Consider the following 7605-nt stretch of genomic DNA (forward strand, 5'->3'; position numbering starts at 1 on the left):
TTCTAACACGAGGCAAGGGTCAAAAAGCAAGCTTCTTCGACATCTCCCAATGCACTCAAGAGCTTAGCCGGTCATCGCCGCGCTATCTGCAGCGTGCCGCAGGTGACAGGCCGCAATCAGCCTCCAGCGAAGCGCCGACCAGCGCCGCCCGGCGTGCCGCTCAACCGATTGGAATCATGATTATTTATGGATCGAGCGCCAATCCCCGGCAACGATTTACGCCGGCGCAATGCGGCCTCCGAGCGAAGCCACAGCCGGGCGGTAGCGCCGGCTGCCTCCGAGCGTCTGCCCGGTGTCGAAGGTGAGCTCGAAATCCCCCGAAGCCTTGAGGTCCACGCCGGTCACCCGTTCGAGATTGGCAAGCTTGGTCCGATGTACGCGAACGATGGCGAAGCGCGCCAGCTCGCCTTCCGCGCCCGCGAGCGTGCCCCGGATTAGGTGGTGGGTGCCATCGGCGAGGCTGTATTCGATGTAGTTGCCGGCAGAAGCGACCCAGAGAATGTCGCGCGGAGCAACGCGAATGCGGCTGGTGCCGTCCCGCAGCCAGATCAGATCGGAGGACAGCGGCTGTTGCGAGGCGGTCGGCCGGGACAGAGCGGCGAATGCGGCATTCTTGAGCTCACGCCGGCTTTCGAACAGCCAGAGCGTGCCGCCGATCAGGGCAACGGCCACGGCGTCCTTGCGGAATTCGTACAGGACCGTCGCAAGCGAGAAGTGGAAGTCGTAGGTGCTCCCGGCGAGCCAGAGCGCGAGCTTCCGGATCCAGACCATGCCGGTGACGTGAAGGGTGGAGAAGCCGAGCAGGGCGATCGCTCCGATTCCGACCTGCGCGGAAAGGCCCGGTGTCCGGCGCATGCGGCGGACCGCCAGTACCAGTATCGGCAGCAGCAACAGGATGACGGCGACGCTCGACATCTCCCAGAACAGCCGCCGGCCGACGTCATAGCCGTCGCCGCGCCAGGCGGCGTCCTGCGCCCCCGAGAGCGCGTTGACGATTCCGATCGCGAGAGCGACGGCGGCAATCGCGACGAACATGGACCAGTCGCCGCCGCTGATCCCGAAAGGCCTGCCGCTCGTCCCAGCCGGCGGCGTCTCATCCCCTCGCGTCCGATCCTGATCCCGAACCGGCTCGACGCGCTCCGTTTGTCGGGCATTTTCGGTGTCAGCCATGGCCCCAAAACCGCGTTTGTCGTCCCGTCAAGGAGCAGAAAACCATGTCAACACCGCAGCAACTCTCACCCCCGGAACGACGCGTCGATCTGGACTGGGTGCGGATCTTAGCCTTCGGGCTTCTGATCTTCTACCACGTAGGCATGCTCTACGTGTCCTGGGGGTTTCACATCAAGAGCGTGCACCGGCTGACCTGGCTCGAGCCGGTGATGCTGGTGCTCAATCCATGGCGGCTGTCGCTGCTGTTCCTTGTCTCCGGGGTCGCCAGCCGTTTCATGCTGGGAAAGTACGGGCTCGCCGCCTTCGCCCGCGCGCGGTCGGCACGGCTCTTGATCCCGCTGATCTTCGGCATGCTCGTAATCGTGCCGCCGCAATCCTACCTCCAGATCGTCGAGAGCCTCGGCTATCCCCAAGGCTTCGTCGATTTCTACATCCACCACTACCTGGCGTTCGGCTCGCAATTCTGTCCGAACCCCTGCATCGTGCTGCCGACCTGGAACCATCTCTGGTTCGTGGTCTATCTGTGGGTCTACACCATGGCCCTGGTCGGCGTGCTGTCCCTGTGGCCGGCGGCCGCGGACTGGATCGGCGAGAGGGTGGCGGCCGTGCTCGCCGGGCCATGGCTGCTGGTGCTGCCGTGCCTGCTGTTTGCAGCCTGGCGGCTGTTTCTGTCGCCGGTCTTCCCGTCGACGCATGCGCTGTTCGGCGACTGGTACAACCACGCGGACCATGCGACCGCGTTCCTGATCGGCTTCCTGCTCGCACGGCAGGACGGCATCTGGCGTGACATCGAGCGGCATCGGTGGGCGGCGCTGACGCTTGCAGCCGCCTGCTTCGCCGCCTTCGTCCTCGTTTATGCCGGCTTGTTCCCGCGGTCGTCGATGCTGAGATGGTTCGCCGGCTCGGTCTATGGCTGCTACCAATGGCTGGCGATGGCGGCGGTGCTCGGCTTTGCGCGACGCCATTTGACGGCCGATAGCCCCGTGCGCCGCTATCTGACCGATGCGATCTTTCCCTATTACATCGTGCATCAGACCGCGATCATCGTGATTGCGCACGCGCTGCGGGACAGTGGGCTGTCAGCCGGCAGCGAGGCCGCAATCGTAATTGCCGGCACCGCGCTCACTTGTTTCGCCAGCTACGAGATTGCGCGCCGGATCGCCTGGCTGCGTCCGCTGTTCGGATTACGGATGGAGACCCGGTCCTCGGCCGGGATCGCGCGAGAGCAGCCGGCCTGATCTGCGCCGGGTTCCGATTGGCGCGATGGCAAAAGGTGCTAAGAGGGCCACATGCCGACCCGCGTCTATCTCGACTGGAATGCGACCACGCCGCTGCGCTCCGAGGCGCGGGCGGCGATGGTCGCGGCCTATGACCTCGTCGGCAATCCGTCTTCGGTCCATGCTGAGGGGCGGGAGGCGCGACGCCTCGTCGAGGAAGCGCGCTCCACTTTGGCGAGCGCTGTCGGCGCCCTACCGCGGAATGTCGTCTTCACCTCCGCCGGAACCGAGGCCAATGCGCTGGCGCTGTCGCCTGGTCTGCGGGGACCGTCCGGCGGCCCCGTCGAGCGCCTGCTGGTCTCTGCCGTCGAGCATGCCTCGGTGCTGGCAGGCGGCCGGTTCCCGGCGGCCAAGGTCGGTCATATCAGGGTGACGCGTGCCGGCGTGGTCGATCTCGACCATCTCAAGGCGTTGCTGAAGGACGGCCCACCGACGCTGGTGTCGATCATGGCGGCCAACAACGAAACCGGCGCGCTCCAGCCGGTCGCGGAAGCCGCCGGGATCGTTCACGACGCAGGGGGCCTCCTGCATGTCGACGCGATCCAGGCACTGGGCAAAATTGCTTTCAATATTAACGCGGTAGGCGCGGACCTTGCGACCTTTTCTGCACACAAGATCGGCGGGCCCAAGGGCATCGGCGCGTTGGTCGTGGCTGAGGGGGTTTCCGGAGTGGAACCGTTGCTCAGAGGGGGCGGGCAGGAGCTCAACCGCCGGGCCGGAACCGAGAATGTCGCGGGCATTGCCGGCTTCGGCGCGGCGGTAAGGGCCGCGCTTCAGGCTTTGCCGGAGGATGCAAAGCAGATGGCAACCCTCAGAGATCGCTTGGAAAATGGCATCCGGGCGATCGCCGGAGCGACGATCTTCTCTGACAATACTGAGCGGTTGCCAAATACCATCCTGTTCACCGCACCCGGCCTGAAGGCCGAGACGGCGGTGATCGGCTTCGACCTCGAAGGCATCGCGGTCTCCTCCGGCTCGGCGTGTTCTTCGGGCAAGGTCCAATCGTCCCACGTGCTGTCCGCCATGGGATTCGACCCGGCGGTCGCCCAGGGAGCGGTGCGCCTCAGTCTTGGCTGGTCTACGGAACCGGACGACATCAATAGGGCGTTAGAGGCTTGGCGAAAGCTTGGTAATACCCTACTTAGAGAGTAAGCGACGAAACACGGCTTGAACGGTTCTAAGCGCGTGCTTTCGGCCAGAAAACATCGTAATACTCGTCCGACTTTGATCCACCGCGGTCCTTGAAACCGCGAGCGGAGGATAGAATGCCAGCCGTGCAAGAGACGGTCGAGCGCGTGAAGCGCATCGACGTCGATCAGTATCGTTATGGGTTTGAGACCCTGATCGAGTCCGACAAGGCCCCCAAGGGGCTGTCGGAAGAGACCGTCAAGTTCATTTCCGAGAAGAAGAACGAACCCGCCTGGATGCTCCAGTGGCGGCTTGAGGCCTATCGGCGCTGGCTGACCATGACCGAGCCGACCTGGGCGCGCGTCGACTATCCCAAGATCGACTTCCAGGACCTCTATTACTATTCGGCGCCGAAGCCGAAGAAGACGATCAGCTCGCTCGACGAGATCGATCCGGAGATCCTGAAGACCTACGAGAAGCTCGGCATTCCCTTGCGGGAAGTCGCCATGCTCGAAGGTGTCGAGCCCAAGGTGGGCGAGGAAGACCCGGCCCGCCGCAAGATCGCGGTCGACGCGGTGTTCGACTCGGTTTCGGTTGCGACCACCTTCAAGGCGGAGCTGAAGAAGGCCGGCGTGATCTTCATGCCGATCTCGGAGGCGATCCGCGAGCATCCCGAGCTGGTGAAGAAATATCTCGGCTCCGTGGTGCCGACCTCGGACAATTTCTACGCGACGCTGAACTCGGCGGTGTTCTCCGACGGCTCGTTCGTCTACGTGCCGCCTGGCGTGCGCTGCCCGATGGAGCTGTCGACCTATTTCCGCATCAACGAGCGCAACACCGGCCAGTTCGAGCGCACGCTGATCATCGCGGACAAGGGCTCCTACGTCAGCTATCTCGAAGGCTGCACCGCGCCGCAGCGCGACGAGAACCAGCTGCATGCCGCCGTGGTCGAGCTCGTGGCGCATGATGACGCCGAGATCAAATATTCGACGGTGCAGAACTGGTACCCGGGCAACTCGGAAGGCAAGGGCGGCATCTACAATTTCGTCACCAAGCGTGGCGACTGCCGCGGYGACCGCTCCAAGATCTCCTGGACTCAGGTCGAGACCGGCTCCGCCATCACCTGGAAGTATCCGAGCTGCATCCTGCGCGGCGATAACTCGAGCGGCGAATTCTATTCGATCGCGATCTCGAACGGCTACCAGCAGGTCGATTCGGGCACCAAGATGATCCATCTCGGCAAGAACACGTCGAGCCGGATCATCTCCAAGGGCATCGCGGCCGGCAAGTCGCAGAACACCTATCGTGGGCTCGTGACCGCGCATCGCAAGGCGACCGGCGCGCGCAACTTCACCGCCTGCGACTCGCTGCTGATCGGCGACAAATGCGGCGCGCACACCGTGCCGTACATCGAGGCCAAGAACTCCTCGGCGACGTTCGAGCACGAGGCGACGACCTCGAAGATCTCCGAGGACGTGCTGTTCTACTGCATCCAGCGCGGTCTTTCGCAGGAAGAGGCCGTCGGCCTCGTCGTCAACGGCTTCGTCAAGGACGTGCTCCAGCAGCTCCCGATGGAGTTCGCGGTGGAAGCGCAGAAGCTGATCTCGATCTCGCTTGAAGGGTCGGTCGGTTAACACCGACCCTCGCGGTGCGCCTCGGCGCTCCATGCATCATTTGAATAGACTGGACACCAAAATGGCTTTGCTTGAAGTGAAAGACCTGAAGGTTCGTGTCGAGGAGCGTGAGATCCTCCACGGGTTGACGCTGACCGTGAACGAAGGCGAGGTGCACGCGATCATGGGGCCGAACGGCTCCGGCAAGTCGACGCTCTCGCACGTCATCGCCGGCAAGCCCGGCTATGAAGTCACCGACGGCCAGATCCTGTTCAAGGGCGAGGACCTCCTGGAGATGGCCCCCGAAGAGCGCGCCGCCAAGGGCGTGTTCCTGGCGTTCCAGTATCCGGTGGAAATCCCCGGCGTCGCCACCATGAATTTCCTGCGCACCGCGCTCAACGCGCAGCGCAAGGCGCGTGGCGAGGATGAGTATTCGACCCCCGACTTCCTGAAGAAGGTCCGCGAGGTCTCGAAGTCGCTGAACATTCCGCAGGACATGCTCAAGCGCGGCGTCAACGTCGGCTTCTCCGGCGGCGAGAAGAAGCGCAACGAGGTGCTCCAGATGGCGCTGTTCGAGCCGAGCCTGTGCATCCTCGACGAGATGGATTCCGGCCTCGACATCGACGCGCTGCGGATTGCGGCCGACGGCGTCAACGCGCTGCGCTCGCCGAAGCGCGCGATGGTCGTGATCACCCATTATCAGCGGCTCCTCAACTACATCGTGCCCGACGTCGTGCACGTGATGTCGAAGGGCCGTGTCGTGAAGAGCGGCGGCAAGGAACTGGCGCTGGAGCTGGAAGCGTCCGGTTACACCCAGTTCGAGGCCGCGTAAGGATTATTTGGGATGAACGTTGCTGTGGCAAAGACCGGAAACGGCCGCGCGGTGAGCGATCTCTTCGCCAGCGCCGAAGGCCGCTTGCCGGGGTCGCCGGCGGTCATTGCGGCGCGCCGCGAGGCGTTCGAGACCTATGAGCGTCTCGGCCTTCCGCATCGCCGGATCGAGGAATGGAAATACACCGACCTGCGCGCACTGGTCGGCGAGGTGCTGCCGCTGGCAGCCGCGCCCGATGCGGCCGCGCTGAAACGCGCCGGGGACGCCGTGAAGGCCCATGCGATCGCTGGCGCCCGCAAGCTGGTGCTGGTCGATGGCGTGTTCGTGGCTGATCTGTCCGACGTCAAGGCGCTCGTCTCCGAGGTCGGTCTCAAGACGCTCCGGGAGACGCTGGAGAAGGATGCCGCTCTCCTGAAGACGGTGTCCACCGACGCCGTGATCGAGCTGAACGCGGCGATGGCGACCGATGGCGTCGTGCTGTCGATTGCCGATGGCGCGCAACTGTCTGCGCCGATCCAGATCATCCACGTCGCGATGGCTGCGTCAGTTTCGGCCTTCACCCGCTCGCAGCTCGCGGTCGGGAACGGCGCTCGCGCCACCATCATCGAAAGCTTCGTGGCAGCCGGCGCCAAGGCCTACCAGGTCAGTGACGCCGTGATCGTGACGATCGGCGACAACGCCGACGTCGCGCATATCCGCCTGTTGGACGATGCGCCCGACGCGGTGAACATCACCTCGCAATTCGTCACCGTCGGCGCCAACACCAAGGTCAACTTCTTCAACATGACCACCGGCGCGGCTGTCAGCCGCCTCCAGGGCTTCATCACGCTGGCGGGCGAGGGCAGCGAGCTCGCGATCAACGGCGTGAATCTGTTGAAGAAGACCGAGCATGGCGACACCACGCTTGTCGTCGACCATGCCGTGCCGAACTGCGTCAGCCGCGAGATCTTCCGCGCCGTGATCGACGATCGTGCCCATTCTGTTTTCCAGGGCCGCATCATCGTTCGTCCCGATGCGCAGAAGACCGACGGCAAGATGATGACCCGCGCGCTCTTGCTCTCGGACGAAGCCGAAGCCGACAACAAGCCCGAGCTCGAGATCTTCGCCGACGACGTCTCCTGCGGCCACGGCGCCACTGCCGGTGCGCTCGACGACAGCCTGTTGTTCTATCTGAAGGCGCGCGGCCTGCCCGAGAAGCAGGCCCAGGCGCTGCTGATCCAGGCCTTTGTGGGCGAAGCGATCGAGCAGATCGCCGACGACGGCCTGCGCGAGCACGTGATCGGCATTGCCGAGCGCTGGTTGGAGCGGCGGTCATGAGCACGCATCCGGCAGTCAAGAACGGTGCCTACGACGTCGCACGCGTGCGCCAGGATTTCCCGGCGCTGGCCATGCAGGTCTACGGCAAGCCGCTGGTCTATCTCGACAACGCCGCCTCGGCACAGAAGCCGAGCGCCGTGCTCGACCGCATGACGCAGGCCTATACGAGCGAATACGCCAACGTGCATCGCGGCCTGCATTACCTCGCCAATGCCGCGACCGAAGCCTATGAAGGCGGCCGCACCAAGGTGGCGCAGTTCATCAACGC

Annotated in this window: 7 protein-coding genes; 6 read left to right on the plus strand and 1 reads right to left on the minus strand. The window is 64.2% G+C overall.

Annotated elements, in window-relative coordinates; genetic code table 11:
- Nucleotides 1-216 precede the first annotated feature (216 nt).
- On the minus strand, nt 217-1035 hold the full coding sequence (locus tag AC1D00_RS17840; RefSeq protein ID WP_235885523.1) for a LytTR family DNA-binding domain-containing protein: 819 nt from the start codon (nt 1033-1035) through the stop codon (nt 217-219).
- A 179-nt stretch (nt 1036-1214) separates the two neighbouring features.
- Between AC1D00_RS17840 and AC1D00_RS17845 the strand changes: the two genes are divergently transcribed.
- The 6 genes from AC1D00_RS17845 to AC1D00_RS17870 all read left to right on the plus strand — a co-directional run.
- Nucleotides 1215-2408 (plus strand): acyltransferase family protein, encoded by a 1194-nt coding sequence (locus AC1D00_RS17845; protein WP_404556104.1) that lies wholly within the window; start codon nt 1215-1217, stop codon nt 2406-2408.
- Between the two features lie 51 nt (nt 2409-2459).
- Nucleotides 2460-3599 (plus strand): cysteine desulfurase family protein, encoded by a 1140-nt coding sequence (locus AC1D00_RS17850; RefSeq protein WP_477011558.1) that lies wholly within the window; start codon nt 2460-2462, stop codon nt 3597-3599.
- Between the two features lie 113 nt (nt 3600-3712).
- Nucleotides 3713-5209, plus strand: a complete 1497-nt coding sequence (sufB, locus tag AC1D00_RS17855) for a Fe-S cluster assembly protein SufB (RefSeq protein ID WP_404556108.1) — start codon at nt 3713-3715, stop codon at nt 5207-5209.
- Between the two features lie 61 nt (nt 5210-5270).
- A complete protein-coding gene (gene sufC, locus AC1D00_RS17860; protein WP_167770601.1) occupies nt 5271-6020 on the plus strand; it encodes a Fe-S cluster assembly ATPase SufC in 750 nt (249 codons plus the stop codon).
- Between the two features lie 12 nt (nt 6021-6032).
- Nucleotides 6033-7337 (plus strand): Fe-S cluster assembly protein SufD, encoded by a 1305-nt coding sequence (sufD, locus tag AC1D00_RS17865; protein ID WP_404556110.1) that lies wholly within the window; start codon nt 6033-6035, stop codon nt 7335-7337.
- Nucleotides 7334-7605, plus strand: a 272-nt coding sequence (locus tag AC1D00_RS17870; RefSeq protein WP_477011559.1) for an aminotransferase class V-fold PLP-dependent enzyme, incomplete at its 3' end; no start/stop codon positions are given. The genes sufD and AC1D00_RS17870, both read left to right, overlap by 4 nt.

It is taken from the genome of Bradyrhizobium sp. P2_E8 (assembly GCF_056403875.1).

Excerpts from the sequence above, each read along its gene's own strand:
- AC1D00_RS17840 (WP_235885523.1), bottom strand. The coding sequence starts at position 1,035 with ATGTTCGTCGCGATTGCCGCCGTCGCTCTCGCGATCGGAATCGTCAAC.
- AC1D00_RS17845 (WP_404556104.1), top strand. The coding sequence starts at position 1,215 with ATGTCAACACCGCAGCAACTCTCACCCCCGGAACGACGCGTCGATCTG.
- AC1D00_RS17850 (WP_477011558.1), top strand. The coding sequence starts at position 2,460 with ATGCCGACCCGCGTCTATCTCGACTGGAATGCGACCACGCCGCTGCGC.
- sufC (WP_167770601.1), top strand. The coding sequence starts at position 5,271 with ATGGCTTTGCTTGAAGTGAAAGACCTGAAGGTTCGTGTCGAGGAGCGT.
- sufD (WP_404556110.1), top strand. The coding sequence starts at position 6,033 with ATGAACGTTGCTGTGGCAAAGACCGGAAACGGCCGCGCGGTGAGCGAT.